This is a genomic window from Staphylococcus sp. Mo2-1 (assembly GCF_046721385.1).
GTDB classification, from domain to species: Bacteria; Bacillota; Bacilli; order Staphylococcales; family Staphylococcaceae; genus Staphylococcus; species Staphylococcus equorum_A.
Genome location: NZ_JBEUUK010000001.1, coordinates 1,381,583 through 1,407,255 on the forward strand (window position 1 = coordinate 1,381,583; position 25,673 = coordinate 1,407,255).

Sequence of the window (25,673 nt, forward strand, 5' to 3'; positions counted from 1 at the left end):
CAATCATTTTTACATTGTATAATACTTACTATAAAAATGTGTAGTAAAAATACCTTGTTTTCTATATTTAGTTACTTAATTCATCTTAAATATCACAAGCAACTAAAATAAAGTGACAAAACAACCAAATAAAAAAAGACCTAAATCTTTGTTTAGGTCAAGTAGAGTAAAGTGACTAAATCATTCATATACAATTTAAAGTCCCATGTCACCCAATTATATAAATAATGATTCTCCTATCACAAAATGAATTAATATTATACGTGCATTAATTCTTCTTTTGATATTCTGCCGAAGTATGTTTCAGCTTCTCTTAATTTAGACGTTCCAAATATTGGTTGCGTTTCGTTATTAAGTACACGATAGATATCACTTACTTTATTACTTTGTAAGATGAAACCGTTGCGGCTATCAATCGTATTCCAGTATATGTCACTTGTTGTAGAATGGTTAGGGTATGCACAATGATTACGAGAAATCGTTTGTACCATTTCTAAAGGATCACAACCAAAAGTACTATTTAGAACATCTGAATCTCTGAATAACGCACAAATTGATACACACGTAGTCCAGTTAGGTAATACTCTCTCTTTTTCTATTTGAACTAATGTCTTTTTTGAAAGACCAATAGTTTGGGCCATCGTATCTTGCGTATAACCTCGCTTCAATACGTACCATTTTAAATTTTGTTTGAATTAAATCTGTGAAATGCTGTCTATCCATTACTTTAATCTACCTTTCATAAAAGAATATTTTATCCGGACACAAGAAATTGCAATAATACACGCTTCTTGAAACACAAATTACATCTTAATACAATTTTCAAGAAAATAAAAGAGTGAAATGAAATTTTCATTGTTTTTTATCATTGGCGCAATTATCAAAATAATCAATCTTATATCTTATAAATAAGTTACAAACAAAAAACATTTTGATTGTAAGCGTATTATTTTTGTGAAAAGTGTTATTTTCTTAAATTACTTATTACTCTTTTAAGATAAAAACACTATTAATCATTATAGCCTACTTTACCCATTTGCGCATAGAAAAAGATTTAAAAAATTTAAAAGTTATTAAATTGAGCTATAACCGTTTACTTTTTTCAGAATCTTCATTATACTCTGAGTTACTTTTCAAAATTAGAGGTGCTTAAAATGGAAGATAAATACATATTACTAGCAACATGTTCAGACAAAGTTGGAATTACATCATTAATCACAAATATCATTTCACAATATGATTCTAATATTTTACATTTAGATCACTTTACAGAATATGATCATGCACAAGATGCCGATGGAAAATTATATTTACGATTTGAATTTAATAAAGTGCCTTTAGTAAAAGAAGCTTTAGAAAAAACACTAAGTGAAAATGATATTGAATTTAACTTATTCGATAATAGTCATAAAACTAAAATTGCCTTATTTGTTTCAAAAGAAGATCATGCTTTCAATGAAGTTTTACTGAGAGTGAAACGTGGAGAAATACCTGCGGAAATTGTATGTGTTGTCAGTAATCACGAAAATAATAGACATTTTGCAGAAACGTTTAATATTCCTTTTTATTATGTGCCTAGCAACGATGCTAAAGATTTAGTTGAGAAATATATTTTAGATATTTGTGGCAAACACGAAATTGAACTCATTGTATTAGCAAAATATATGCAAATTTTAAGTGACGATTTCGTGAGCCAATATCCAAATCAAATCATCAATATTCATCATTCCTTCTTACCTTCATTTATTGGAGCAAATCCTTATAAACAAGCTTGGGAACGTGGAGTGAAACTTGTCGGAGCTACGAGTCACTATGTAACATCTGACTTAGATGAAGGCCCTATCATTGATCAAGATGTAACACGTATTAATCATCGTTATAATGTTCAAGACTTAAGAAAAATTGGTCGTCATGTTGAATCAAGTGTATTAGCACAAGCTGTTGAATACCACGTTCAACATAAAGTAATAGTTACAAAAGGAAATAAAACAATCGTATTTAATTAATAGTAAAAACGGCGTGTACTACTCGCTGTTACCATATGCTCATGTATCATTTTTTAATAATAACTATCAATATCTTCTATTATAAGTGTGATTTTTATAAATGAGATAATACCTAGAATCTTTAGGTATTATCTCGTTTTTTTATTTACATGCTCACTATTAAGTGATGCAATTAGATTTTTTAGATTCAATACAATCTAAATGAACAGCTTTAATTTTAACGTTAACTGTTCTATAACAGAGCTTAACCAGACTTTGTCTGTATTAATATCTTTCGTAGGTTCTCAAACTTTTCACACGTTGTTTTAAAAATTTTCACATTCTTTGTGAAAATAAATCTGTATCATGAAAACGGCGTGTATAGTTTTTACTAAATGTACCTAAACGAGGTACTTTATCTAAATAGTTTAACCTTACTACCAATGGTAAGCTACGTTCGTTTCTATCTCTTTTATCAATTGATTTATTCAACATTACAAACACCACCACTGTTTAATTTAAATATATTACATTATTTTTGTTTGAAAAATGCCACTAATTCGTGCCGACTCCTGCGGGAAAAGCACTAGCCGAAGACTACAGGCTGAGGCTGTGCCCGCGGAAAGCGTGCACAAAAAAGTGCCAACAAAGTCGGAGACTTTGTCGACACTCTGAAAGAAACTATAAAGGCTCTTTTTTAGTTTGAATGATTTAATTTATCATGATTACTGATATTCTATTCTCTTAAAAAATAATTTTTAGGAATCAATCATTTAATTTTTTAAAACAAAGAATTGTTACATTGAGTCTGCTTGTGTACGTGTTGTCTCTTTACTTAAAACTTCCATATCATATCCATCGTCAGTTTCTGTATATTTTATCTTAACTGTTTCTCCATCTTTTTCTACTTCCGTAGGTAATTCTTTAGATTCTCCATCTTCATCAGTAAGCGTAACCGCTCCATCTTCAGCTTGAGTACCCTTGATACCTTCTTTTAATTTAAGATGTACTGTACTCTCATCTTTCTTGCTAACTTCTACCGGATTATCTATACTTGCGGCACTTGCACTATTGAAGACACCTACTAACGAAATAATTAAAGCGAGCAACCATTAAACTTGCTAACCCCTTACTTTTCATAAAATTTAATGTATCCATATAGAAAATTCCTCCTTAAAATGTTGCAACTTATTTTGACTACCTTGCAACTTGGTTATAACACTAACAAAATATTCAGAATTTTTAAAGTTTTTATATGAATATATTTCGAAAAACTTTATGTTTGTATTTAAATTTTTAATTATAATTTATATTAAGTTAATCTCTTATTTGTTGCATACATTAAAAAATGATATACTAAGAAAAATTTCACTAAAATTGGAGGCTCGGCTATGACAATACAGACACACAATACAGCGTTTTCGCTATACGCCGCTATGAAAGTTTCTACAGCTCAAACAATTCCGGGTACTTTAACACTTCTAAATGATGAAATTCGGTTTCAAGCAAGCGGACCACTTAAAGGAACAGAAAATAAAGATGCTTTTCATTTTAATGAAGTCAAAAATGTTAAATTTGGGTTTTCATTTTCTCCATTCCGCATTGTCATAATAGATAACGATGGTGAATCATGGATCTTCGACCAAGTAAATCGTAAAGATGGCAAACGATTTGTAGAACTTTACAACTCCATTAATAAAATTAAAGAGGAGAATCATTCTTACTATAGAAATTAAGTATTTTTGCTCTCATCTAAACTAATAGTTATACATATTTATAATTGACATGCAAAAAGCCTCCCATTCAAACAATTGAATGGGAGGCTTTTTTATTAAAATATTATTAACTATTTATGCTTGAGCCTTTTTAGCATCTTTTCTGTCTGCTTGCGTTTGAAATAATCAACGCACAAGCCGCGTCACCAGTAATATTTACAGATGTTCTTGTCATATCTAACAATCTATCTATACCTAAAATAATACCGATTGTTGCTGGGTCTAATCCAACTGCATTTAATACCATTGCTAACATAATTAAGCCGACACCTGGGACACCCGCAGTTCCAATGGATGCTACGACTGCAATTACTACTACTGTAATAAGTTGTCCAAATGAAAGATCCACACCTGAAATTTGAGCAATAAAGATTGTTGCTACCCCTTGCATAATTGCTGTACCATCCATATTGATTGTCGCACCTAAAGGTTGGACAAAGGATGCAATTTCAGGTCTCACTCCCATTTTCTTCGTACATCTTAGTGAGACTGGTAACGTTGCTGTTGAACTCGAAGCACTAAATCCAAGCGAAATCGCTGGTATAAATGCTTTAAAGAATTTCAATGGGCTTGTTTTTCCCATGAATTTAACTGCTGAACCGTATACCACGAAGAAATGAATTGCGAGTGCTAACAGTACAATAAAGAAGTACATACCTAATTGTTTAATAGCACCAAAACCAGCTCCTGTAAAGGCATGTGCAACTAAACCAAATGTACCAATTGGTGCAAAGACACTCATAATCATGGTCACGATATACATGAGTACTTCATTGGTTTGTTCAAAAAACTTATGTACCATTTGTGCTTTAGAACCGACCATAATAATACCGACCCCAATAAAAATAGCAAATGTAATAATTTGAAGCATATTTTCATCAGTCATTGATTGTAATGGATTCTTTGGAAATAGATTAATTAAAGTTTGATCGAACGATTGACTGGCTGCAGACACTTTGTGAGCCCTCTTCTTTATCTAAAGTTTTTTGATAACTAGAAACATCTTCACTATTTAATAAATCTGACTTACCTTCGCCTGGGTTAAATATTAATGCTAAAGCTATACCGATTGTAATTGCTAAAGCTGTAGTTGCTAAAAAGAATGTAATTGTTTTTAAACCTATACCACCTAGTAGTTTCGGGTCCCCAACCCCTACTACTCCTAAAACGATTGATACAAATACTACTGGTACTACTAACATAAATATTAAATTTAAGAAAATTTGTCCAATAACATTAAATACGTATTTATCAACATTTACTACAAATGCAGATTGTGCAAACATATTAAAAATAGAACCAATGGCAATACCTAATATTAATGCTATGACAATCTTCATTGAAAGGTTTTTTGTTTTCATTGCATTATCCCCCTATTGTTTATTACTCTGTATTATATAGTAATATTATATAATTAAAAGTAAAATTTGAAAATAATTACAAAAAAATGAATGCGCTTCCAATACTATGCCTTCGCTATCTTAAATGAGATTGTTTTGCATCGCATATATCGTCGCTTGTGTGCGATCAGTTACTTGAAGTTTATTGAAAATATGGCTGACATGTGTTTTTATAGTTTTCTCAGAAACAAACAGTGTTTCTGCAATTTCTTTATTTGTTTTACCTTTAGCCATCTCTGCCAATACTTCTGATTCACGCTTTGATAATTTATTAGTAAAATGTGGCTTTTTACTCACCGCTTCGATGACACTTTGCGCTTGAGGATGTATCGTTTTCTCACCTGAAAGTACTTTCTTAATTGTTTTTATTAATTGGTCTGGTTCTACATCTTTCATCTCGTATCCATCTGCACCCTTATCAATAGCGGAAATTACATGTTCATCGTCCACATAACTTGTAAGGACTAATATTTTCACTTCTGGATACGCCTTTTTCATTCTTTCTGTAATTTCAATACCATTCATTTCAGGCATAACTAAATCTAACAATACAATATCAGGTAATTCATTTGTTTCTAAATATTCAAAGAAAGATTTACCGTCTGAAAACCCTCCTATAACATCTATATCGTCAACAGTGGATAGTAGGAATTCTAATCCTTGTCTTACGATATGATGATCATCTACGAGTATAATTCGATGCATGTTAAACTTCCTTTCAAAAACTATAATGGAACTGCTATATGAATTGTAGTGCCTTTATTTTGAGTTGAATCTATTTCTAATTTACCATTAATCAATTTTGTACGTTGTCTCATATTACTTAAACCATGAGTGTCTGGTGGATTGGATTTATTAATATTAAAACCTTTGCCTTGATCTACTATATCAATAGTTAGATAACCATCTTTTTGAATCAACGATAAATCTATTTGTGTTGTACCACCATGTTTTTTTGTATTATTCATTGCTTCTTGTATAATACGATAAATATTTTCTTCAATTATACTTGGTAAATTGATCAGACCATCTACTTTAACAGTTAATTCAAGTTGTAAAAGCGTACTGTACTTTTTCAGTGCGTTAACTAAACCTTGTTCTAGTCCAACTGGCTTTAATTGCCAAATCAAAGCTCGCATCTCGTTAACAGCTTGTTGACTTGTTTGTTCTATCACTTGAAAAGCCTTGCGCGATACTTCTTCATTAGTAATTCCTTCAGTCGCATGGGCTGTTAATTTTACAGAAAAAAGCATTTGATTCACTGAATCATGTAAGTCCCTTGCTAAGCGATTTCGTTCACTTATACGAGCTGCTTCTTTTTCTTGATCTGTTAGCCAAATACGTTTGATTGCAGAGCCAATTTGAAACGCTACAGACTCAAGCATTTCTAAATCTTCTTCACTATAATGCGTTGTATGTGGTGTAGCAACATTTAATAGTCCGAATTGTTCATCCCCTGACCTTAGCGGTACAGTTGCATGATGCGTGACACCATCTGTTTCATCATGATATGCACGGTTTGCAAGGTTGATACGCGAACAATTAATGATATTAGATGCTTTGGTCAATTTCTTATTTTGATAAGCTTGAACACACCAACACGTGCCTTCACACATATATTTACAATTTTGTTTGGCTAATGCGCCTGGTAAATCTATATGAGATACAAGCTCATGTTGACCTGAATCATCAATAAAGAAAATCCAGCCTGTTGTAAACTCACTTCCTTGAATTAAAGACTTCAATGCACCTTGCATCATACTATATGTTTCTGTTTCTACATTTAAAAATTCTGCAATTTCTTTTAATAAAGCAAGTCTAGTCGGTTTTTCCATTTAACCAGTCCATTCTTTTATACAATATTACTTTACATACATTATACAGGCTCATAAACTAATTGAAAAATACAGTTTCGATTAACCTTTAAAATGATTTAATTAACAATAAAATAAATTTCATAGAATTACTATGTCTAATATTTTTAACACGTTGTTTATGGTATGATTATATATGATAATCAAGGAGGATACTATGAAATTTGAAATCCCTATTAAATATAATCAATTAACATTGAGAGAAATTTTTCAACAATTGCACTTACCTAAAAAAGACTTACATAATTTAAATATGTCTAAGTTAATTACAATTAACGATGAACCGGCAACATTAATGTCTAAAGTAAATACTGGTGACGTAGCTTATATTCCTACACCAGAAGAAGTAAGCAACTATTTACCAAGTTATCGCTATGCTCAAATTTATTACGAAGATGACGATATCGCTGTTGTGATGAAGCCAAAAGGCGTTAAAACACACCCGAATGATTTAAAAGAAAGTAATACACTAATGAATCATGTTATCTATACAGTCAAAAGTGATTACGTTGAGCCAATACATCGCTTAGACCAAGAAACGGTTGGTTTATTGATTGTTGCTAAAAATCCATTAATGAAAAAAATTCTAGATCGTATGCTAGAAGAAAATGAAATTGACCGTATTTATAAAGCAAATGTGCACAGTTTATTACCTATCAAACCACAAACGATCGATATGCCAATTGGCAAAGATAAATTCCACTCTAATAAACGTAGAGTGTCACCTACTGGACAAACTGCAATTACACATATCATTAATTCTAAAATGATTAAAGAAGATGTAAGTGAAGTAGATTTAAAATTAGATACAGGTAGAACCCATCAAATTCGCGTTCACTTAGCTGAAATTGGTCATCCAGTAATTGGTGATCCATTATATGGTAATTCAACATTAAGACAGCTTCAATTAAATAGTTATAAAATTGAATTTATCCATCCACTTACGCAAGAAACGATTTCAGTAAGTATGGACGATGAAGTTTAAATCATATTAATATAATACAAAAAAGCCAACGCGTTCTATTTAAAGAAGCGTTGGCTTTTTAATATCTTTTATTTTGGTTCAACCATATCTTCAGGTTTAATCCATTGTTCGAATTGCTCTTCAGTCACATGACCTGATTGTATTGCAGATTCTTTTAATGTAAGACCTTCACGGTGTGCTTTTTTAGCAATACTTGCGAGCATTTTCATATCCAATATGTGGATTTAAAGCAGTCACTAGCATTAATGATTGGTTTAAATAATTATCTATATTTTCATGAATTGGCTCAATACCAACTGCACAATTATCATTAAATGTTTGCATGCCATCTGCTAATAAGTAAATTGATTGCAACGTGTTATGCAAGATGACAGGTTTATATACGTTAAGTTCAAAGTTACCTTGAGAACTTCCAATACCGACTGCTGTATCGTTACCCATAACTTGTACCGCTACCATTGTTAACATTTCACATTGTGTCGGGTTCACTTTCCCAGGCATTATAGATGAACCAGGTTCATTTTCAGGAATAGATAATTCAGCAAGTCCTGCGCGCGGGCCTGATGCTAGCCATCTTATATCATTAGCAATTTTCATTAAGTCAGTTGCTAATGCTTTTAAAGTACCATGTAATTGAACCACTTCGTCGTGTGCTGTTAATGCATGGAATTTATTTTCAGATGAAACAAATGCATAACCTGTATTTTTCGAAATGAATTTAGCTACTTTATCGCCAAATTCAGGATGCGCATTAATACCTGTACCTACAGCTGTACCACCAATCGCTAAATTTAAGATGTGTGCTTTTGATTCACCTAATAAAGTTTCACATTTATCAAGCATGAAACGCCACCCACTAATTTCTTGTCCTAAACGAATAGGCGTTGCATCTTGTAAGTGCGTACGGCCAATTTTTATAATATCGTTAAATTGTTCTTCTTTTTCTTTAAAAGTATCACGTAACGCTTTTAAAGCTGGTTCAAGTTTTGTTTCTACTTCATTGTATAATGCCACATGCATTGCTGTTGGGAAAGTATCATTTGAACTTTGTGATTTATTAACGTCATCATTAGGATGTATCGTTTCATCACTGCCTTGTGATTTTAAATATTCATTAGCTACATAGCTCACAACTTCGTTTACGTTCATATTACTTTGTGTGCCACTACCTGTTTGCCAAACCACTAATGGGAAATGTTCATCTAGCTCTTTATTAATGACACGGTCACAAGCATAAACAATGGCATCTTTTTTAGCGTCCGATAGTTTTCCTAATTCATTGTTAGCTAATGTTGCTCCTCTTTTAACTGAGCAAATCCGTAAACAACTTCAATTGGCATTTGTTCTTTGCCTACTGGAAAGTTACGTTTACTTCTTTCTGTTTGAGCACCCCAATATTTTTCTGCAGGTACTTCAATTTCACCGAATGTATCATGTTCAATTCTAACTGACATTTCAAATTCTCCCCTTCATTATTCGTTATTCAGCTTTAGTATAGCATTAATTATTTTAAAGGGGCAATCGTATTATAGAGCGTTTACATATTATTTTATTTTAAATTGAATTTATGAGTTATTATTTTACCTTATTAATTAGAACCCTTCACTTTTCCACAAAAAAATACCGTCAAAATCATTAAGATTTTACGGCATTTTATATAAACTATACTTTTTTATAAATCATCTAGTAACTATACAATTTAGCTTTCTTTAGTAATGTTTATTTTGTTGAATTGTACTTTTGTCGCTTGTATTACACCTACAGCTGTTAATATGAGTAGAATCGCACCGATAACCATAGTAACAGGACTAATCGTAACTAATGTACCTAAAAATCCAGTTAAACTACTATAAAAATCTCCTAATGGTTTAAACAACAATACAGTTATTACAATACAACATATCACACTTATAATAATTCCAGTTTGGTTACCTTTAACGAACGTTGAAGCATTAACTTGATCAACAAGCCCACGCGATAAATTTATCTGCAATTTTATAACTTTAAATAACACGGGTAAGTAAAGTGCACCAATCGCCATAGGAAAACCCTTAATAGAAATTAAATTAACAATGACAGCACTAATCATAATGTATTTCCAATACTTACTTAACATATGTATAAGTCTCCTTAAATCCAATAATGATTTAATAATAACACATTCACTTTTAACTTGGCATTTCTTTTTAAATTGAAAATAATTTATCACAGTATTTGACTATCAAAACAGATTAATTTTCATTTTTCCAAAATCTCATTTGCTATTAATAGACATAAAAATAGCCCTTTGTGAATAAAAAATCCCCCAAAGAGCTATGTTAAAACTAATCATTTAAATCTGAACGAACTTCTGGATCATGAGATTTATCTAACTTATCCTCATCATTTTTCTCGGAAATTTGTTCCATTTCCTTACCAAGTTCTACTACATCTTCGTAGTCACTGACCATTTCATTTTCAGGTTCAGGTACATCATTTTGTAAATGTTTATTATCTTTTTTGTTTGTCATACCTATCACCTCACATTTATATATTAAGCAAAACGTGCTGTGAAATAATGTCTTACATCTTCAGGTAACCCTTCTGTTGCCGCTTCATCTAAAACTACATTCACCATACGATGCGCTTTTAAATCTGAAGGTTCAAAGCTTGTTTTACCATTTTCTTCATATAATTTGTGAACAACTTCTTTTTTGTCAGCGCCAGTGATAATTAAAATAACTTCACGTGCTGAAAATAGACCTTGTTTTACACTTACGTTCAATTTACCATTAGTATCAATTGATAGTACTTGTGTAATCAATTTACCTTTATTTTCTTTTGTTTTAATTTTATCACCAATAAATGATTCAGTGTCTTCATTAAATGAAACATTATAAATTTGACCTTCAGGCACACCTAAAGCTTCAAAATAAGATTTGTTATCATCATAATCTAAAATGTTAATTTGACTAAAGTCTACAGGATGATTATCTACATTTTTCTTTAATTCATCTAATACTGGTGAATTATCATTAGAAAGGTGTACACCTGCAATAGTTGTCGGATTGTTGTTAAATTGTTTTCTTAATATATCTGCAGCATATTCAGCTACAATTTTTTCGTTTTCTAAAACTTTAAAGTTCATTGCCATAGTAATTACACTCCTCTTTTTTATTAAGACGCGTTCTAGCATTATTTTTATTAATACCCTTGATGTAATGGAGATAAACCACAACATTACTAATGTACCAATTTGATTAATTAAATGCTAAGTTATAAGACTTATCTCTATTATACAAATCTATCACATTATTTTCATTCATTTAGCGCATTTATTAATGTAATTCTGGAAAACTTTGTTGTCTTAACGCTTCGTAAATGAGCAATGATGCTGTATTAGATAAGTTTAATGATCTAATATTATCATTCATTGGGATACGTAACGCCGTTTCTTGATATGTCTCTTTCACCCAGTCAGGTAATCCAGTCGTTTCACGTCCGAAAATAAAGAAGTGATCGTGAGTAGTATCAGTAAAATCAAAATCTGAATATGTTTTCTTACCAAATTTAGTTAATAAATAATAAGTACCCTCTGTTGCTTCAAAAAAGTCTTCAATACTTTCATGATAAGTGATATTAACAGTTTCCCAATAATCTAATCCAAGCACGCTTTAGCATCTTATCATCTGTACTGAAACCAAGTGGCTTAATTAAGTGTAAATGTGTATATGTGCCCGCACATGTTCTTGCAATACTGCCTGTATTACCAGGTATCTGTGGTTGAAATAGTACTATGTGGTTTGTCATTCTATTTTTCGCTCCTCGTTTCAAGTCCTTTTAACATTTCAATTTGAACCTCTTCTAGTTCATTTTCATAATGTTGTGCAATAAATGGTCTAGCGACCTCGCCTTGAATTTGTCCTATCGCCCAATATGCTGTAGCTCTAATCATAGGTCTTGGATCATCTAACGCAACATCTTGTAATTCAGGTATTGCTGTTTCTTCTTTAAAATGTGCCAAAGCAATAATTGCATTACGTTGAATCGGTTTCTTACCTCTCCATGCCCCTGCTAAATGACCATAAGTATTTTTAAATTCTTTATTGCTCATTTTTAATAAAGGCACGAGCCTTGGTTTTAAAATTTCAGGTTCTAATTCTATATCGTCATGCTGTGTATTAATCCCTTTATTTTTCGGGCATACTTGTTGACAGGTATCACATCCATAAAGACGATTGCCAATTTTATAACGATATTCATCTTCTAGATAACCCTTCGTCTGAGTTAAAAAGCTAATACATTTCTGACTATTTAACTGTCCATCTCCAACGAGTGCTCCTGTTGGACAACGATCGACACAAATCGTACAATCGCCACAGCTATCGATTAACGGGTCATCAGGCGGAAAAGGTATACTAACTAGCATCTCTCCTAAATACGTCCATGTACCAAGGTCAGGATTGATGACGAAGCCATTTCTTCCTACAAACCCAAGTCCTGCACGTTCTGCTACAGCACGATCAGACAATGCGCCAGTATCTACCATTGATTTAATTTCAACGTCTTCTACTCTAGATTCTAAATACTCACCCAATTTATCTAACCGTTTCCTCATAATACTATGATAATCTTGCCCCCAAGAAGCTCTAGCAAACATACCTCTTCTGTCTCCGCGGACACTTTTAGGCGCACCTTTTAATTTATTTGGATAGCCAACGCCTATTGCAATAATAGATCTTGCTGTTGGCAAATTTAATTTCGGTTCTGTTCTTAATTCTATATCAGATTCTTCAAAACCAGATGCATACCCTTTTGCATGATAATCCACTAACTTTTGCTTCATTTCATCGAAAGGATCAGCTGTCGTAAAACCAATACTATCAATACCAATTGAATGGGCATAGTCTATAACATCTTGTTTTAATTGGTTTAAATCCATTTTCTTACACCCCACCTTAAAAACATACATTGTACAGTTTAACACATTCGTATGGCTTTGGCGTATTAGCTATATTACTTTTATTATAATTTAAATATAATAAAATAAAAGACCAAATCGATAACATAAGATTGATTTTAAACAATACTATGTTACCAACTTAGTCTTATTTTTAATTAATTATAAAACTCTTGATAAAAAGTTTTTCGTTCTTTCATGTTGTTGGTGGTCAAAGACTTCTTCTGGTGTCCCAGACTCGACGATGACACCATCAGCCATAAATACTACTTTATCACTTACATCTCTAGCAAAGTGCATTTCATGGGTTACAACTACCATTGTCATACCCTCTTTAGCTAGATCCTTCATAACTTTCAATACGTCTCCTACAACCTCTGGATCTAGAGCTGATGTAGGTTCATCAAACAATAGAACTTCAGGGTTCATTGCTAATGCTCTAGCAATTGCTACCCTTTGCTTTTGACCGCCAGATAATTGTGCTGGATATGCATCAGCTTTATCCTCTAAACCCACTTTTTCTAATAACAACTGGGCCTCTTTTTTCAAGTCATTTTGATTCCCTTTTTTTAATAAACTAGGAGCTAAAATAACGTTATCTATTACTTTTTTATGCGGAAATAAATTGAAATTTTGAAATACCATTCCCATTTGTTGACGCAATTTTTCTAATTCTGTATCTTTACTCGTTAAATTATTATCTTTAAATATAACTTCGCCACTTGTTGGCGTCTCTAGTAGATTCATGCAACGCAGTAAGGTACTTTTCCCACTACCTGAAGGACCTATGATAGCTACAACTTCGCCTTGGTTTACAGTAAAATCAATGCCTTTTAAAACTTCATTTTTACCAAATGACTTGTATAAATTTTTAATATTAATCACTAACTTTCAATCTCCCTTCAAAGAAATACATAATTCTAGATAATGTAAATGTGAGAATAAAATACAGTATAGTTGCTATGATCAATGGTGTGAACGGATCAAATGAAGCACCTTGAACTACTTGTGCATTAAACATAATTTCACTAACACCGATTACAGATACTATAGAAGATTCTTTAATCACTGTTACAAACTCATTACCTAAAGCAGGCAAAATATTTTTAATCGCTTGTGGTAATACAACTGATTTCATAGTCTGACCATAAGATAATCCTAAACTACGTGCGGCTTCAGTTTGTCCTTTGTCTACTGCATTTATACCGGCTCTAATAATTTCAGCAATATATGCAGAACAGTTAATTACAAGCGCGATCATACCACAAATTAATGCGGAGATATTTAAACCTAATACTGCAGTTGTGCCGAAATAAACTAAAAATACTTGCACGAGCAATGGTGTGCCCCTTAAGAATTCAATATAAGCCGAAGCTAACCATCTTAAAACTCTAACTTTACTTAGTTTTAATAATGCAATAAATGCGCCAAACACTGCCCCTAGCACTACTCCCACAATTGAAATGAGTATCGTATTTTTAATACCTTTTATAAAGAAGTTTCCATATTTAGTAAAGAAATTTCCTTCATCCTTTTTCATCGCTTCTGCAGCTGATGCTTTATAATCTGCTAGTAAACCTTTATCTTCAACATCTTTAATAGTAGCATTAAGTCTTTCCATTAATTCAGGGGAATTTTTAGGTACTGCAATTGCTGTTTGTTTCGTACCTTCATTAAATTGCACGTCATCTGCAAATGCTAAATCTTCATTTTGTTTCAAGTAAGCTTCTGCAACTGGTCCTTCAATAACCATCCCGTTGATTTTGCCACTCTTCAATGACATGATTACTTCAGGCACTCTCGTTAAAGATTGTATTTGTGCATTTTCAATTTCTGTTTGTGCAATTTTTTCTTGTTGTGTTTGTTTTTGTACACCAATTTTTTGATTAGCAAAATCATCTATATTTTGAAATCTATCTGCTTCAGACTTTTTAACGATCATTTTTTGTTCAACCGTCATATATGGATTTGAAAAATCTACCTCTTTTTCACGTTCAGGTGTTGGTGTCATTCCAGAAATGATTAAATCGATTTTCCCAGTTTTAATTGCTCCTAACAAACTATCAAATTGCATATTAACAATTTTTAGCTTTACATCATTGTCCTTTGCAATTTTCTTTGCCAAATCAATATCAATACCGGCATATTCAGATTTACCATTCACATTATGTTCAAACTCATAAGGTGCATAATCTGCAGATAAACCCACTCTCAATTCTCCACGTTCCTTAATTTTATCCCATTGGTCTTCTTCTGTCGCCTGAGCATCAGGATTTATGTATGTAATTATGGCGCTAATAAATATAATAAAGACCATAAATAGTTTAATAATGTGTTTCATCTTGGTTAGCCCCTCTCTATATAATTAATTATTATACATAATAACGTAATATTATTCAATAACTTTTTATATAAAAGCTATGTATAAGAGAGGTTTTTTTCTAAAAATTACAAAATATGCATTATTTATGTATAAAAAAAGACCTAATAAATATTAGGTCTCTTAAGATTACTGTTTAGGAATTTCAAAACTGTATATTTCATCAGTATATCTACCAATGAATTTTTTACATAACTCATGAACAAAAAATGCTGCAACAAAAGGAATAATGAAATAACCAAAAATTAACAATATGATATTCATTGTTGGATCTCCAGACATACGGTTAAAGGCATTAATTGGTCCTACAAGTCCTGTATAACCAAAACCAGCTGACATCGGTGTACCTTCAATCCCAATAAAGTAAGCAATCAAGCCACCTATAATACCATTAATTGTTAAAGGTATCGCGATAATTAAATGTCTGAAATAGACAGGTATCATCATCTTAGCCGCACCAATAATTAATACTAAATTCACACCAAGCACCATTAACTCTGATTGATCCAAATAAGAATGTAACACAAGCCGCAACAATTCCCATATTGGCCGCACCACTACCTAGTCCAGATAGGCTAATTGCTGTTGCAATAGCTACAACCGATATTGGCGTTACCATCAGCAACGAATAAGTCACACATATTAATACTGACATCAATAATGGATTGAGTTCAGTAAATGAATGCACTACGTGGCCTAAACCTTTTGTAACATTAGATACATAGCCTAATGTATATAGACCAATAATTCCACTTACTACAGGAATAATAACTGGTAACAAGATCATTTCTAATGAACCTAATTTATTTTGTAATATTAAGTATAAAAAGCAAGCAATAATTACAACTAAAATAGTATTAATAATATCACCAATACCATTTAGTATAAATCCATCAGGAGTAATTTTAACAGCTCCACTACCTAACATAGCAGAAACACCTATCATCGTAGCACCTGCACCATTAAATTTAAATTGGTGCGCAGCTAATACACCTATAATAAAAGCCATAAATGATTGAATCATAACTACTAATTGATATATTGTTTCTAATAACTCATTACCTTCTTTAAAAAACTTTAATAGTTCACCTAATAATGCATTAGGTATTAACGCAATAACTACCCCTGCGCCAACAGCTTGTAAGATATTACCAAAAAATTGCTTTCCATTTGGTTTAGTTGTTTTAGTTTTGGTTGTTTTAGTTTTAACCATTGAATTTTCCTCCAAATATAACATTAGACTAATAATATTATACTTTACCAAAAACTACAATATTTACTTTGATTATATTAATATTGCATACATAGTTTTATAAAGTGATATTTAGCAATTAAGTAAAATAATTAAAGGCATTAGCAGTTAATTAAGTTTAAACATAAAAAAGCAACCCCATCTTATGAGATTGCTTAACATGTACATCTAAGTACGTTATATATACCGGCGGTCGGGATCGAACCGACACTCCAAATCAATGGAACGGGATTTTGAGTCCCGCGCGTCTGCCAATTCCGCCACGCCGGCCCAATTAAATAAATAAAAAACTCCCAGTGTGGAAGTATCGATGGAGCGGAAGATAGGACTTACACCTATACCTCATTCCGGGAAGGAACGTGTTCTAAAAGTTGAACTACTCCCGCATGCAAATAATATTAAATATGGAGCGGAAGATAGGACTTACACCTATACCTCGTTCCGGGAAGGAACGTATTCTAAGAATTGAACTACTCCCGCATGGGATATAAATTAATATGGAGCGGAAGATAGGATTTACACCTATACCTCGTTCCGGGAAGGAACGTGTTCTAAGAGTTGAACTACTCCCGCATGGGATATAAATTAATATGGAGCGGAAGATAGGACTTACACCTATACCTCGTTCCGGGAAGGAACGTGTTCTAAGAATTGAACTACTCCCGCATATTGATGGAGGCGGCAACCGGATTTGAACCGGTGATAGAGGTTTTGCAGACCTCTGCCTTACCACTTGGCTATGCCGCCAATAAAAACTGGGCTAGCTGGATTCGAACCAACGAGTGACGGAGTCAAAGTCCGTTGCCTTACCGCTTGGCTATAGCCCAAAAATACAAAGGGCGGATGGTGGGGATCGAACCCACGAGTGTCGGAACCACAATCCGATGTGTTAACCACTTCACCACAACCGCCATGGCAGGGGCAGTAGGAATCGAACCCACATCAAAGGTTTTGGAGACCTGTATTCTACCGTTGAAATATGCCCCTATTAAATTAAAGTTATATGGTGGAGGGGGGCAGATTCGAACTGCCGAACCCGAAGGAGCGGATTTACAGTCCGCCGCGTTTAGCCACTTCGCTACCCCTCCCGAAAGATGGTGCCGGCCAGAGGACTTGAACCCCCAACCTACTGATTACAAGTCAGTTGCTCTACCAGTTGAGCTAGGCCGGCTTGCATTAAAATGATTCAGGACAGAGTCGAACTGCCGACACATGGAGCTTCAATCCATTGCTCTACCAACTGAGCTACTGAACCATAACAATAATGGCGGTCCCGATGGGATTCGAACCCACGATCTCCTGCGTGACAGGCAGGCGTGTTAACCGCTACACTACGGGACCTAAAATAAAAAATTGCGGGAGGCGGATTTGAACCACCGACCTTCGGGTTATGAGCCCGACGAGCTACCGCCGCTCCATCCCGCGGTGATAATATTAATGGCGGAGGAAGAGGGATTCGAACCCCCGCGGGCCGTTAAGCCCCTGTCGGTTTTCAAGACCGATCCCTTCAGCCGGGCTTGGGTATTCCTCCAAAAATATTAGGTAAATAAATTATATTCAATTATTATAAAAATGGCGGAGGAAGAGGGATTCGAACCCCCGCGAGCTGTTAAGCTCCTGTCGGTTTTCAAGACCGATCCCTTCAGCCGAACTTGGGTATTCCTCCAAAAAATTATATGGACCTTGCAGGATTCGAACCTGCGACCGAACGGTTATGAGCCGTTAGCTCTAACCAACTGAGCTAAAGGTCCTAAATATAATTTACAACTAATAATTAGTGGCGGTGGAGGGGATCGAACCCCCGACCTCACGGGTATGAACCGTACGCTCTAGCCAGCTGAGCTACGCCGCCGTTGTAATTTAGATTGCATTTAAATATATGGTGGAGACTAGCGGGATCGAACCGCTGACCTCCTGCGTGCAAAGCAGGCGCTCTCCCATCTGAGCTAAGCCCCCATATTATTTTAAGGATATCGGGAAGACAGGATTCGAACCTGCGACCCCTTGGTCCCAAACCAAGTGCTCTACCAAGCTGAGCTACTTCCCGTAAAATAGTGCGCCCGACAGGGGTCGAACCTGTAACCTCTTGATTCGTAGTCAAGTACTCTATCCAGTTGAGCTACGGGCGCATAATTCTATTTTCATGGGATAATGCCGAGAACCGGAATCGAACCGGTACGGTGATCTCTCACCGCAGGATTTTAAGTCCTGTGCGTCTGCCAGTTCCGCCACCCCGGCAAAATAATGGAGCAGAAGACGGGATTCGAACCCGCGACCCCGACCTTGGCAAGGTCGTATTCTACCGCTGAACTACTTCTGCATATGCGGGTGAAGGGAGTCGAACCCCCACGCCGTGAGGCGCTAGATCCTAAGTCTAGTGCGTCTGCCAGTTCCGCCACACCCGCGATATTAAAATAATGGTGAGCCATAGTGGGCTCGAACCACTGACCCTCTGATTAAAAGTCAGATGCTCTACCAACTGAGCTAATGGCTCAAAACATGGTGCCGGCCAGAGGACTTGAACCCCCAACCTACTGATTACAAGTCAGTTGCTCTACCAGTTGAGCTAGGCCGGCTATTAAAAAATAAATGGTGGAGGATGACGGGTTCGAACCGCCGACCCTCTGCTTGTAAGGCAGATGCTCTCCCGACTGAGCTAATCCTCCGTATAAAATTGCCTGGCAACGTCCTACTCTTGCGGAACGTAAGTCCGACTACCATCGGCGCTAAGGAACTTAACTACTGTGTTCGGCATGGGAACAGGTGTGACCTCCTTGCCATTGTCACCAGACAATGAACTGTATAAAAATTATACATTCAAAACTAGATAGTAAGTAAAATTTGATAATGCCAAACAAAACACTTTTTAAATTTGATTAAGTCTTCGATCGATTAGTATTCGTCAGCTCCACATATCGCTATGCTTCCACCTCGAACCTATTAACCTCATCATCTTTGAGGGATCTTATAACCGAAGTTGGGAAATCTCATCTTGAGGGGGGCTTCATGCTTAGATGCTTTCAGCACTTATCCCGTCCATACATAGCTACCCGGCGATGCCGTTGGCACGACAACTGGTACACCAGAGGTATGTCCATCCCGGTCCTCTCGTACTAAGGACAGCTCCTCTCAAATTTCCTGCGCCCACGACGGATAGGGACCGAACTGTCTCACGACGTTCTGAACCCAGCTCGCGTACCGCTTTAATGGGCGAACAGCCCAACCCTTGGGACCGACTACAGCCCCAGGATGCGATGAGCCGACATCGAGGTGCCAAACCTCCCCGTCGATGTGAACTCTTGGGGGAGATAAGCCTGTTATCCCCGGGGTAGCTTTTATCCGTTGAGCGATGGCCCTTCCATGCGGAACCACCGGATCACTAAGTCCGTCTTTCGACCCTGCTCGACTTGTAAGTCTCGCAGTCAAGCTTCCTTATGCCTTTACACTCTATGAATGATTTCCAACCATTCTGAGGAAACCTTTGAGCGCCTCCGTTACTCTTTAGGAGGCGACCGCCCCAGTCAAACTGTCCATCTGACACTGTCTCCCACCATGATAAATGGTGCGGGTTAGAAATCCAACACAGCAAGGGTAGTATCCCACCAACGCCTCGACGTAAGCTGGCGCTCACGTTTCAAAGGCTCCTACCTATCCTGTACAAGTTGTACCGAATTTCAATATCAGACTACAGTAAAGCTCCACGGGGTCTTTCCGTCCTGTCGCGGGTAACCCGCATCTTCACAGGTACTATGATTTCACCGAGTCTCTCGTTGAGACAGTGCCCAAATCGTTACGCCTTTCGTGCGGGTCGGAACTTACCCGACAAGGAATTTCGCTACCTTAGGACCGTTATAGTTACGGCCGCCGTTTACTGGGGCTTCGATTCGTAGCTTCGCCGAAGCTAACCACTCCTCTTAACCTTCCGAGCACCGGGCAGGCGTCAGCCCCTATACATCACCTTACGGTTTAGCAGAGACCTGTGTTTTTGATAAACAGTCGCTTGGGCCTATTCACTGCGGCTCTCCTGGGCGTTAACCCTAAAGAGCACCCCTTCTCCCGAAGTTACGGGGTCATTTTGCCGAGTTCCTTAACGAGAGTTCGCTCGCTCACCTTAGAATTCTCATCTTGACTACCTGTGTCGGTTTGCGGTACGGGCACCAAAATTCTAGCTAGAGGCTTTTCTTGGCAGTGTGAAATCAACGACTCGAGGAAACAATTTCCTCTCCCCATCACAACTTGACCTTAAGAGTGCCGGATTTGCCTAACACTCAGTCTCATTGCTTGGACGTACAATCCAATAGTACGCTTCGCCTATCCTACTGCGTCCCCCCATCGCTTAAAACGAAATTTGGTGGTACAGGAATATCAACCTGTTATCCATCGCCTACGCCTATCGGCCTCAGCTTAGGACCCGACTAACCCAGAGCGGACGAGCCTTCCTCTGGAAACCTTAGTCAATCGGTGGACGGGATTCTCACCCGTCTTTCGCTACTCACACCGGCATTCTCACTTCTAAGCGCTCCACATGTCCTTGCGATCATGCTTCAACGCCCTTAGAACGCTCTCCTACCACTGTCCTTACGGACAATCCACAGCTTCGGTAATATGTTTAGCCCCGGTACATTTTCGGCGCAGTGTCACTCGACTAGTGAGCTATTACGCACTCTTTAAATGATGGCTGCTTCTAAGCCAACATACTAGTTGTCTGGGCAACGCCACATCCTTTTCCACTTAACATATATTTTGGGACCTTAGCCGGTGGTCTGGGCTGTTTCCCTTTCGAACACGGACCTTATCACCCGCGTTCTAACTCCTAAGATAAAATTGATTGGCATTCGGAGTTTGTCTGAATTCGGTAACCCGATAAGGGCCCCTCGTCCAAACAGTGCTCTACCTCCAATAATCATTACTTAAGGCTAGCCCTAAAGCTATTTCGGAGAGAACCAGCTATCTCCAGGTTCGATTGGAATTTCTCCGCTACCCACAACTCATCCGCTCACTTTTCAACGTAAGTCGGTTCGGCCCTCCATTCAGTGTTACCTGAACTTCAGCCTGGTCATGGGTAGATCACCTGGTTTCGGGTCTACGACCAAATACTCAACGCCCTATTCAGACTCGCTTTCGCTACGGCTCCACATTAACTGCTTAACCTTGCATCAAATCGTAACTCGCCGGTTCATTCTACAAAAGGCACACCATCACCCATTAACGGGCTCTGACTACTTGTAAGCACACGGTTTCAAGTTCTATTTCACTCCCCTTCCGGGGTACTTTTCACCTTTCCCTCACGGTACTGGTTCACTATCGGTCACTAGAGAGTATTTAGCCTTGGGAGATGGTCCTCCCGGATTCCGACGGAATTTCTCGTGTTCCGTCGTACTCAGGATCCACTCAAGAGTGAACAAACTTTCGACTACAGGATTATTACCTTCTTTGATTCATCTTTCCAGATGATTCGTCTAATTTGTTCTTTTGTAACTCCGTATAGAGTGTCCTACAACCCCAACAAGCAAGCTCGTTGGTTTGGGCTCTTCCCGTTTCGCTCGCCGCTACTCAGGGAATCGATTTTTCTTTCTCTTCTCGCGGGTACTAAGATGTTTCAGTTCCCCGCGTCTGCCTTCAGATATGCTATGTATTCACATATCGATAACACGACATAACTCGTGTTGGGTTTCCCCATTCGGAAATCTCTGGATCAAAGCTTACTTACAGCTCCCCAAAGCATATCGTCGTTAGTAACGTCCTTCGTAGGCTTCTAGTGCCAAGGCATCCACCGTGCGCCCTTAATAACTTAATCTTTTCGACTTTCAACACGAAAAAAATCGGTTGAAGACCTAAAATGTTATTAATCTGTGAGTGTTCTTTCGAACACTAGCGATTATTTCTATTTTTTTGAATTCAAGCTTTTTAAAACTCTAATTCACTCGGTTTTGCTTGGTAAAATCATAAATTTTACTTACATATCTAGTTTTCAATGTACAAATTAAATTCTTTATGGTGGAGACTAGCGGGATCGAACCGCTGACCTCCTGCGTGCAAAGCAGGCGCTCTCCCATCTGAGCTAAGCCCCCATAGTGCTTATAAAATTCTAAATGGTGGGCCTAAGTGGACTCGAACCACCGACCTCACGCTTATCAGGCGTGCGCTCTAACCAGCTGAGCTATAGGCCCATTTCGATGTTGAATACTCGTAATGAGCATTCAAAACTGAATGCAATATGTCAATGTCATTCCTCTTCATCTTCTCAAGGAAGATGTTCCGAATATATCCTTAGAAAGGAGGTGATCCAGCCGCACCTTCCGATACGGCTACCTTGTTACGACTTCACCCCAATCATTTGTCCCACCTTCGACGGCTAGCTCCATAAATGGTTACTCCACCGGCTTCGGGTGTTACAAACTCTCGTGGTGTGACGGGCGGTGTGTACAAGACCCGGGAACGTATTCACCGTAGCATGCTGATCTACGATTACTAGCGATTCCAGCTTCATGTAGTCGAGTTGCAGACTACAATCCGAACTGAGAACAACTTTATGGGATTTGCATGACCTCGCGGTTTAGCTGCCCTTTGTATTGTCCATTGTAGCACGTGTGTAGCCCAAATCATAAGGGGCATGATGATTTGACGTCATCCCCACCTTCCTCCGGTTTGTCACCGGCAGTCAACCTAGAGTGCCCAACTAAATGCTGGCAACTAAGTTTAAGGGTTGCGCTCGTTGCGGGACTTAACCCAACATCTCACGACACGAGCTGACGACAACCATGCACCACCTGTCACTTTGTCCCCCGAAGGGGAAGGCTCTATCTCTAGAGTTTTCAAAGGATGTCAAGATTTGGTAAGGTTCTTCGCGTTGCTTCGAATTAAACCACATGCTCCACCGCTTGTGCGGGTCCCCGTCAATTCCTTTGAGTTTCAACCTTGCGGTCGTACTCCCCAGGCGGAGTGCTTAATGCGTTAGCCGCAGCACTAAGGGGCGGAAACCCCCTAACACTTAGCACTCATCGTTTACGGCGTGGACTACCAGGGTATCTAATCCTGTTTGATCCCCACGCTTTCGCACATCAGCGTCAGTTACAGACCAGAAAGTCGCCTTCGCCACTGGTGTTCCTCCATATCTCTGCGCATTTCACCGCTACACATGGAATTCCACTTTCCTCTTCTGTACTCAAGTTTCCCAGTTTCCAATGACCCTCCACGGTTGAGCCGTGGGCTTTCACATCAGACTTAAGAAACCGCCTACGCGCGCTTTACGCCCAATAATTCCGGATAACGCTTGCCACCTACGTATTACCGCGGCTGCTGGCACGTAGTTAGCCGTGGCTTTCTGATTAGGTACCGTCAAGATGCGCACAGTTACTTACGCATTTGTTCTTCCCTAATAACAGAGTTTTACGATCCGAAAACCTTCATCACTCACGCGGCGTTGCTCCGTCAGACTTTCGTCCATTGCGGAAGATTCCCTACTGCTGCCTCCCGTAGGAGTCTGGACCGTGTCTCAGTTCCAGTGTGGCCGATCACCCTCTCAGGTCGGCTACGTATCGTTGCCTTGGTAAGCCGTTACCTTACCAACTAGCTAATACGGCGCGGGTCCATCTATAAGTGATAGCAAAACCATCTTTTACTTTAGAACCATGCGGTTCCAAATGTTATCCGGCATTAGCTCCGGTTTCCCGAAGTTATTCCAGTCTTATAGGTAGGTTACCCACGTGTTACTCACCCGTCCGCCGCTAACTTCAAAGGAGCAAGCTCCTTATCCGTTCGCTCGACTTGCATGTATTAGGCACGCCGCCGGCGTTCATCCTGAGCCAGGATCAAACTCTCCATAAATGAATTATGATGTTTGATTAGCTCATAAAATACTAATTTGTGTGTTATCTCTAACACGTTTGAACCAACAATTTAATGTTGCGTTCGGAATTAACGTTGACATATTGCAATTCAGTTTTCAATGTTCATTACTGCTTTAATGCGTTACAAGAAATAATTATAACATTAAGTTTTTGTTAAGTCAATAATAAATTTCTTTTTTTATTTATTAAGTTTGTTGCGTTTTTTAACTCAACATTTAATATTGTATATCCTTTCAACTAATTTAACAAGTGTCAAATTTACACTTTGTAAAAACTTCGTTGAATCGATTGTTTTGCTACGTGTCTTGTTTCGACGACTTTTTTATAATATCAAGTTTATTCACAACCGTCAATCATTTTCAGCAATCTTTTTAGTTAAATTTTACCTTTGTGATGTCTATTTATTGTTTTTATGTATTAAACGTTAGTTTAGTGTAAATATATCGGCATACATCTTAACTTAATGAGTTGTCTTACCTTCTATTATATATAGTAGGAACTAGGATGCTTATCAAACAGTAATACCGCCACTATCGCATAAACTCATCTTTTCTAGTTTAGTATCATTCAACATATTCAATATAAAGAAGTAAGAACAAAGAAAAAGGAAAACTCATTTGTTTTAAAAATGAGTTTTCCCTTTTCTTATATCATTAGTATTACAAGATATTAGATAATGTTTTCTTTCTTCTATTGACTGTTTCTTTTATCTTGGCAGTCTTTGCATAACCCATATATTTCCATACGGTGATGCGTTACATTAAAGTCTGTTACGTCTTGCGCTAATTGTTCTACTTCATCAAGTTGTGGATAATGGAAATCCACTATTTTTCCACAATTATCACAGATAACGTGATAATGATTATGTGTACTGAAGTCAAAACGGCTCGAAGAATCTCCGTATGGTAATTCTTTTACTATACCAATATCTTTAAAGACACGTAAATTATTATATATTGTAGCAACACTTATATTTGGAAAATCAGGTGAAAGTGCTTGATAAATCTCATCGGCTGTAGGATGTGTCTCTGAAGCAATTAAAAATTTCAATATTGCTTGTCGTTGAGGCGTTATTCTAATACCGTTATTTCTTAAAGACGCAATTGAATGTTCTAGTTGATGTTCAACTGTTTCCATCTTTGCACTCATTTCACTCACCATCTTTCTATTTAAGAATAATTATTACTTAATATAAATATAACTGTTTGATGTGTGAAATGTCAATCTTCATTA

The 25,673-nt window shown here is 36.8% G+C and carries 13 protein-coding genes, 29 tRNA genes, 3 rRNA genes and 6 pseudogenes; 3 read left to right on the forward strand and 48 right to left on the reverse strand.

The window, feature by feature from the left end; genetic code table 11:
- Nucleotides 1-257 precede the first annotated feature (257 nt).
- A pseudogene (locus tag ABLV95_RS06930) lies at nucleotides 258-723 on the reverse strand (helix-turn-helix transcriptional regulator).
- Between the two features lie 431 nt (nucleotides 724-1,154).
- On the opposite strand from ABLV95_RS06930, the gene purU reads away from it, so the two are divergent.
- Complete coding sequence (purU, locus tag ABLV95_RS06935) at nucleotides 1,155-2,006, forward strand: formyltetrahydrofolate deformylase (protein WP_427707000.1); 852 nt, start codon at nucleotides 1,155-1,157, stop codon at nucleotides 2,004-2,006.
- Between the two features lie 324 nt (nucleotides 2,007-2,330).
- On the opposite strand, the pseudogene ABLV95_RS06940 reads toward purU, so the two are convergent.
- A pseudogene (locus tag ABLV95_RS06940) lies at nucleotides 2,331-2,473 on the reverse strand (IS5/IS1182 family transposase); the annotation flags it as partial.
- A 309-nt stretch (nucleotides 2,474-2,782) separates the two neighbouring features.
- Entirely contained in the window at nucleotides 2,783-3,094 is a 312-nt protein-coding gene (locus ABLV95_RS06945) for a hypothetical protein (RefSeq protein WP_460876695.1), read from the reverse strand.
- 282 nt (nucleotides 3,095-3,376) lie between these two features.
- Between ABLV95_RS06945 and ABLV95_RS06950 the strand changes: the two genes are divergently transcribed.
- Nucleotides 3,377-3,721, forward strand: a complete 345-nt coding sequence (locus tag ABLV95_RS06950) for a hypothetical protein (RefSeq protein ID WP_427706996.1) — start codon at nucleotides 3,377-3,379, stop codon at nucleotides 3,719-3,721.
- Nucleotides 3,722-3,851: 130 nt separating this feature from the next.
- Here ABLV95_RS06950 and ABLV95_RS06955 read toward each other — a convergent pair.
- The 3 genes and pseudogenes from ABLV95_RS06955 to ABLV95_RS06965 form a co-directional block, all read right to left on the reverse strand.
- Nucleotides 3,852-5,121 (reverse strand): annotated as a pseudogene (locus ABLV95_RS06955) (dicarboxylate/amino acid:cation symporter).
- A 120-nt stretch (nucleotides 5,122-5,241) separates the two neighbouring features.
- Entirely contained in the window at nucleotides 5,242-5,865 is a 624-nt protein-coding gene (locus ABLV95_RS06960) for a response regulator (RefSeq protein WP_460872755.1), read from the reverse strand.
- A gap of 20 nt (nucleotides 5,866-5,885) precedes the next feature.
- A complete protein-coding gene (locus tag ABLV95_RS06965; RefSeq protein ID WP_460876697.1) occupies nucleotides 5,886-6,995 on the reverse strand; it encodes a GAF domain-containing sensor histidine kinase in 1,110 nt (369 codons plus the stop codon).
- A 196-nt stretch (nucleotides 6,996-7,191) separates the two neighbouring features.
- Between ABLV95_RS06965 and ABLV95_RS06970 the strand changes: the two genes are divergently transcribed.
- On the forward strand, nucleotides 7,192-8,019 hold the full coding sequence (locus tag ABLV95_RS06970) for an RluA family pseudouridine synthase (protein WP_046466323.1): 828 nt from the start codon (nucleotides 7,192-7,194) through the stop codon (nucleotides 8,017-8,019).
- A 68-nt stretch (nucleotides 8,020-8,087) separates the two neighbouring features.
- On the opposite strand, the pseudogene fumC reads toward ABLV95_RS06970, so the two are convergent.
- The 42 genes and pseudogenes from fumC to perR all read right to left on the reverse strand — a co-directional run bounded on the left by fumC (nucleotide 8,088) and on the right by perR (nucleotide 25,589).
- Nucleotides 8,088-9,473, reverse strand: a pseudogene (fumC, locus tag ABLV95_RS06975) (class II fumarate hydratase).
- Between the two features lie 245 nt (nucleotides 9,474-9,718).
- Nucleotides 9,719-10,135 carry a hypothetical protein gene (locus ABLV95_RS06980; RefSeq protein ID WP_460876699.1) on the reverse strand — a complete coding sequence of 139 codons (417 nt, stop codon included), beginning with the start codon at nucleotides 10,133-10,135 and terminating at the stop codon, nucleotides 9,719-9,721.
- A 208-nt stretch (nucleotides 10,136-10,343) separates the two neighbouring features.
- Nucleotides 10,344-10,529 carry an SAS053 family DNA gyrase inhibitor gene (locus ABLV95_RS06985; protein ID WP_427706989.1) on the reverse strand — a complete coding sequence of 62 codons (186 nt, stop codon included), beginning with the start codon at nucleotides 10,527-10,529 and terminating at the stop codon, nucleotides 10,344-10,346.
- A 23-nt stretch (nucleotides 10,530-10,552) separates the two neighbouring features.
- On the reverse strand, nucleotides 10,553-11,152 hold the full coding sequence (locus ABLV95_RS06990) for a glucosamine-6-phosphate isomerase (protein ID WP_460872758.1): 600 nt from the start codon (nucleotides 11,150-11,152) through the stop codon (nucleotides 10,553-10,555).
- Nucleotides 11,153-11,336: 184 nt separating this feature from the next.
- Nucleotides 11,337-11,808: pseudogene (gene trmL, locus ABLV95_RS06995) on the reverse strand (tRNA (uridine(34)/cytosine(34)/5-carboxymethylaminomethyluridine(34)-2'-O)-methyltransferase TrmL).
- A gap of 1 nt (nucleotide 11,809) precedes the next feature.
- On the reverse strand, nucleotides 11,810-12,940 hold the full coding sequence (queG, locus tag ABLV95_RS07000; RefSeq protein ID WP_460872759.1) for a tRNA epoxyqueuosine(34) reductase QueG: 1,131 nt from the start codon (nucleotides 12,938-12,940) through the stop codon (nucleotides 11,810-11,812).
- 180 nt (nucleotides 12,941-13,120) lie between these two features.
- A complete protein-coding gene (locus tag ABLV95_RS07005; protein WP_427706987.1) occupies nucleotides 13,121-13,843 on the reverse strand; it encodes an amino acid ABC transporter ATP-binding protein in 723 nt (240 codons plus the stop codon).
- Nucleotides 13,836-15,299 carry an ABC transporter permease subunit gene (locus tag ABLV95_RS07010; protein WP_460876702.1) on the reverse strand — a complete coding sequence of 488 codons (1,464 nt, stop codon included), beginning with the start codon at nucleotides 15,297-15,299 and terminating at the stop codon, nucleotides 13,836-13,838. The genes ABLV95_RS07005 and ABLV95_RS07010 overlap by 8 nt, the downstream gene beginning before the upstream one ends.
- 168 nt (nucleotides 15,300-15,467) lie before the next feature.
- A pseudogene (locus tag ABLV95_RS07015) lies at nucleotides 15,468-16,551 on the reverse strand (PTS transporter subunit IIC).
- A gap of 223 nt (nucleotides 16,552-16,774) precedes the next feature.
- Nucleotides 16,775-16,860: transfer RNA gene (locus ABLV95_RS07020), tRNA-Leu, on the reverse strand.
- A 41-nt stretch (nucleotides 16,861-16,901) separates the two neighbouring features.
- Nucleotides 16,902-16,976, reverse strand: a tRNA-Gly gene (locus tag ABLV95_RS07025).
- Between the two features lie 19 nt (nucleotides 16,977-16,995).
- Nucleotides 16,996-17,070: transfer RNA gene (locus ABLV95_RS07030), tRNA-Gly, on the reverse strand.
- Nucleotides 17,071-17,088: 18 nt separating this feature from the next.
- Nucleotides 17,089-17,163: transfer RNA gene (locus ABLV95_RS07035), tRNA-Gly, on the reverse strand.
- 18 nt (nucleotides 17,164-17,181) lie between these two features.
- A tRNA-Gly gene (locus ABLV95_RS07040) sits at nucleotides 17,182-17,256 on the reverse strand.
- A gap of 7 nt (nucleotides 17,257-17,263) precedes the next feature.
- Nucleotides 17,264-17,337 (reverse strand) — tRNA-Cys (locus ABLV95_RS07045).
- An 8-nt stretch (nucleotides 17,338-17,345) separates the two neighbouring features.
- Nucleotides 17,346-17,417: transfer RNA gene (locus ABLV95_RS07050), tRNA-Gln, on the reverse strand.
- 11 nt (nucleotides 17,418-17,428) lie between these two features.
- Nucleotides 17,429-17,501 (reverse strand) — tRNA-His (locus ABLV95_RS07055).
- 2 nt (nucleotides 17,502-17,503) lie between these two features.
- Nucleotides 17,504-17,577, reverse strand: a tRNA-Trp gene (locus ABLV95_RS07060).
- A 17-nt stretch (nucleotides 17,578-17,594) separates the two neighbouring features.
- Nucleotides 17,595-17,678, reverse strand: a tRNA-Tyr gene (locus tag ABLV95_RS07065).
- Between the two features lie 7 nt (nucleotides 17,679-17,685).
- A tRNA-Thr gene (locus ABLV95_RS07070) sits at nucleotides 17,686-17,761 on the reverse strand.
- 11 nt (nucleotides 17,762-17,772) lie between these two features.
- Nucleotides 17,773-17,845, reverse strand: a tRNA-Phe gene (locus ABLV95_RS07075).
- Between the two features lie 10 nt (nucleotides 17,846-17,855).
- A tRNA-Asp gene (locus tag ABLV95_RS07080) sits at nucleotides 17,856-17,931 on the reverse strand.
- A 12-nt stretch (nucleotides 17,932-17,943) separates the two neighbouring features.
- Nucleotides 17,944-18,015: transfer RNA gene (locus ABLV95_RS07085), tRNA-Met, on the reverse strand.
- Between the two features lie 13 nt (nucleotides 18,016-18,028).
- A tRNA-Ser gene (locus ABLV95_RS07090) sits at nucleotides 18,029-18,121 on the reverse strand.
- Nucleotides 18,122-18,163: 42 nt separating this feature from the next.
- Nucleotides 18,164-18,256 (reverse strand) — tRNA-Ser (locus ABLV95_RS07095).
- Nucleotides 18,257-18,267: 11 nt separating this feature from the next.
- Nucleotides 18,268-18,341, reverse strand: a tRNA-Ile gene (locus tag ABLV95_RS07100).
- 27 nt (nucleotides 18,342-18,368) lie between these two features.
- Nucleotides 18,369-18,442: transfer RNA gene (locus tag ABLV95_RS07105), tRNA-Met, on the reverse strand.
- A 28-nt stretch (nucleotides 18,443-18,470) separates the two neighbouring features.
- A tRNA-Ala gene (locus ABLV95_RS07110) sits at nucleotides 18,471-18,546 on the reverse strand.
- Nucleotides 18,547-18,563: 17 nt separating this feature from the next.
- A tRNA-Pro gene (locus ABLV95_RS07115) sits at nucleotides 18,564-18,637 on the reverse strand.
- Between the two features lie 8 nt (nucleotides 18,638-18,645).
- A tRNA-Arg gene (locus ABLV95_RS07120) sits at nucleotides 18,646-18,719 on the reverse strand.
- Nucleotides 18,720-18,742: 23 nt separating this feature from the next.
- A tRNA-Leu gene (locus ABLV95_RS07125) sits at nucleotides 18,743-18,828 on the reverse strand.
- Between the two features lie 7 nt (nucleotides 18,829-18,835).
- A tRNA-Gly gene (locus tag ABLV95_RS07130) sits at nucleotides 18,836-18,910 on the reverse strand.
- Nucleotides 18,911-18,913: 3 nt separating this feature from the next.
- Nucleotides 18,914-18,995, reverse strand: a tRNA-Leu gene (locus tag ABLV95_RS07135).
- Nucleotides 18,996-19,008: 13 nt separating this feature from the next.
- Nucleotides 19,009-19,084: transfer RNA gene (locus ABLV95_RS07140), tRNA-Lys, on the reverse strand.
- A gap of 6 nt (nucleotides 19,085-19,090) precedes the next feature.
- Nucleotides 19,091-19,166: transfer RNA gene (locus tag ABLV95_RS07145), tRNA-Thr, on the reverse strand.
- Between the two features lie 14 nt (nucleotides 19,167-19,180).
- Nucleotides 19,181-19,256: transfer RNA gene (locus ABLV95_RS07150), tRNA-Val, on the reverse strand.
- Between the two features lie 10 nt (nucleotides 19,257-19,266).
- Nucleotides 19,267-19,381: ribosomal RNA gene (rrf, locus tag ABLV95_RS07155) — 5S ribosomal RNA — on the reverse strand.
- Between the two features lie 81 nt (nucleotides 19,382-19,462).
- Nucleotides 19,463-22,387: ribosomal RNA gene (locus ABLV95_RS07160) — 23S ribosomal RNA — on the reverse strand.
- A gap of 198 nt (nucleotides 22,388-22,585) precedes the next feature.
- Nucleotides 22,586-22,661: transfer RNA gene (locus ABLV95_RS07165), tRNA-Ala, on the reverse strand.
- A 22-nt stretch (nucleotides 22,662-22,683) separates the two neighbouring features.
- Nucleotides 22,684-22,760: transfer RNA gene (locus ABLV95_RS07170), tRNA-Ile, on the reverse strand.
- A gap of 104 nt (nucleotides 22,761-22,864) precedes the next feature.
- Nucleotides 22,865-24,417, reverse strand: a 16S ribosomal RNA gene (locus ABLV95_RS07175).
- Together the 16S, 23S and 5S rRNA genes with 29 tRNA genes alongside form the textbook arrangement of a ribosomal RNA operon.
- Before the next feature lie 713 nt (nucleotides 24,418-25,130).
- Nucleotides 25,131-25,589, reverse strand: coding sequence for a peroxide-responsive transcriptional repressor PerR (gene perR, locus ABLV95_RS07180; protein ID WP_460876704.1), 459 nt, complete (start codon nucleotides 25,587-25,589; stop codon nucleotides 25,131-25,133).
- Between the last annotated feature and the right edge of the window lie 84 nt (nucleotides 25,590-25,673).

Bases quoted from the DNA above. Each gene is read 5' to 3' on its own strand.
- purU (WP_427707000.1), top strand. From the start codon at position 1,155: ATGGAAGATAAATACATATTACTAGCAACATGTTCAGACAAAGTTGGA.
- ABLV95_RS06950 (WP_427706996.1), top strand. From the start codon at position 3,377: ATGACAATACAGACACACAATACAGCGTTTTCGCTATACGCCGCTATG.
- ABLV95_RS06960 (WP_460872755.1), bottom strand. From the start codon at position 5,865: ATGCATCGAATTATACTCGTAGATGATCATCATATCGTAAGACAAGGA.
- ABLV95_RS06965 (WP_460876697.1), bottom strand. From the start codon at position 6,995: ATGGAAAAACCGACTAGACTTGCTTTATTAAAAGAAATTGCAGAATTT.
- ABLV95_RS06970 (WP_046466323.1), top strand. From the start codon at position 7,192: ATGAAATTTGAAATCCCTATTAAATATAATCAATTAACATTGAGAGAA.
- ABLV95_RS06980 (WP_460876699.1), bottom strand. From the start codon at position 10,135: ATGTTAAGTAAGTATTGGAAATACATTATGATTAGTGCTGTCATTGTT.
- ABLV95_RS06985 (WP_427706989.1), bottom strand. From the start codon at position 10,529: ATGACAAACAAAAAAGATAATAAACATTTACAAAATGATGTACCTGAA.
- ABLV95_RS06990 (WP_460872758.1), bottom strand. From the start codon at position 11,152: ATGGCAATGAACTTTAAAGTTTTAGAAAACGAAAAAATTGTAGCTGAA.
- queG (WP_460872759.1), bottom strand. From the start codon at position 12,940: ATGGATTTAAACCAATTAAAACAAGATGTTATAGACTATGCCCATTCA.
- ABLV95_RS07010 (WP_460876702.1), bottom strand. From the start codon at position 15,299: ATGAAACACATTATTAAACTATTTATGGTCTTTATTATATTTATTAGC.
- perR (WP_460876704.1), bottom strand. From the start codon at position 25,589: ATGAGTGCAAAGATGGAAACAGTTGAACATCAACTAGAACATTCAATT.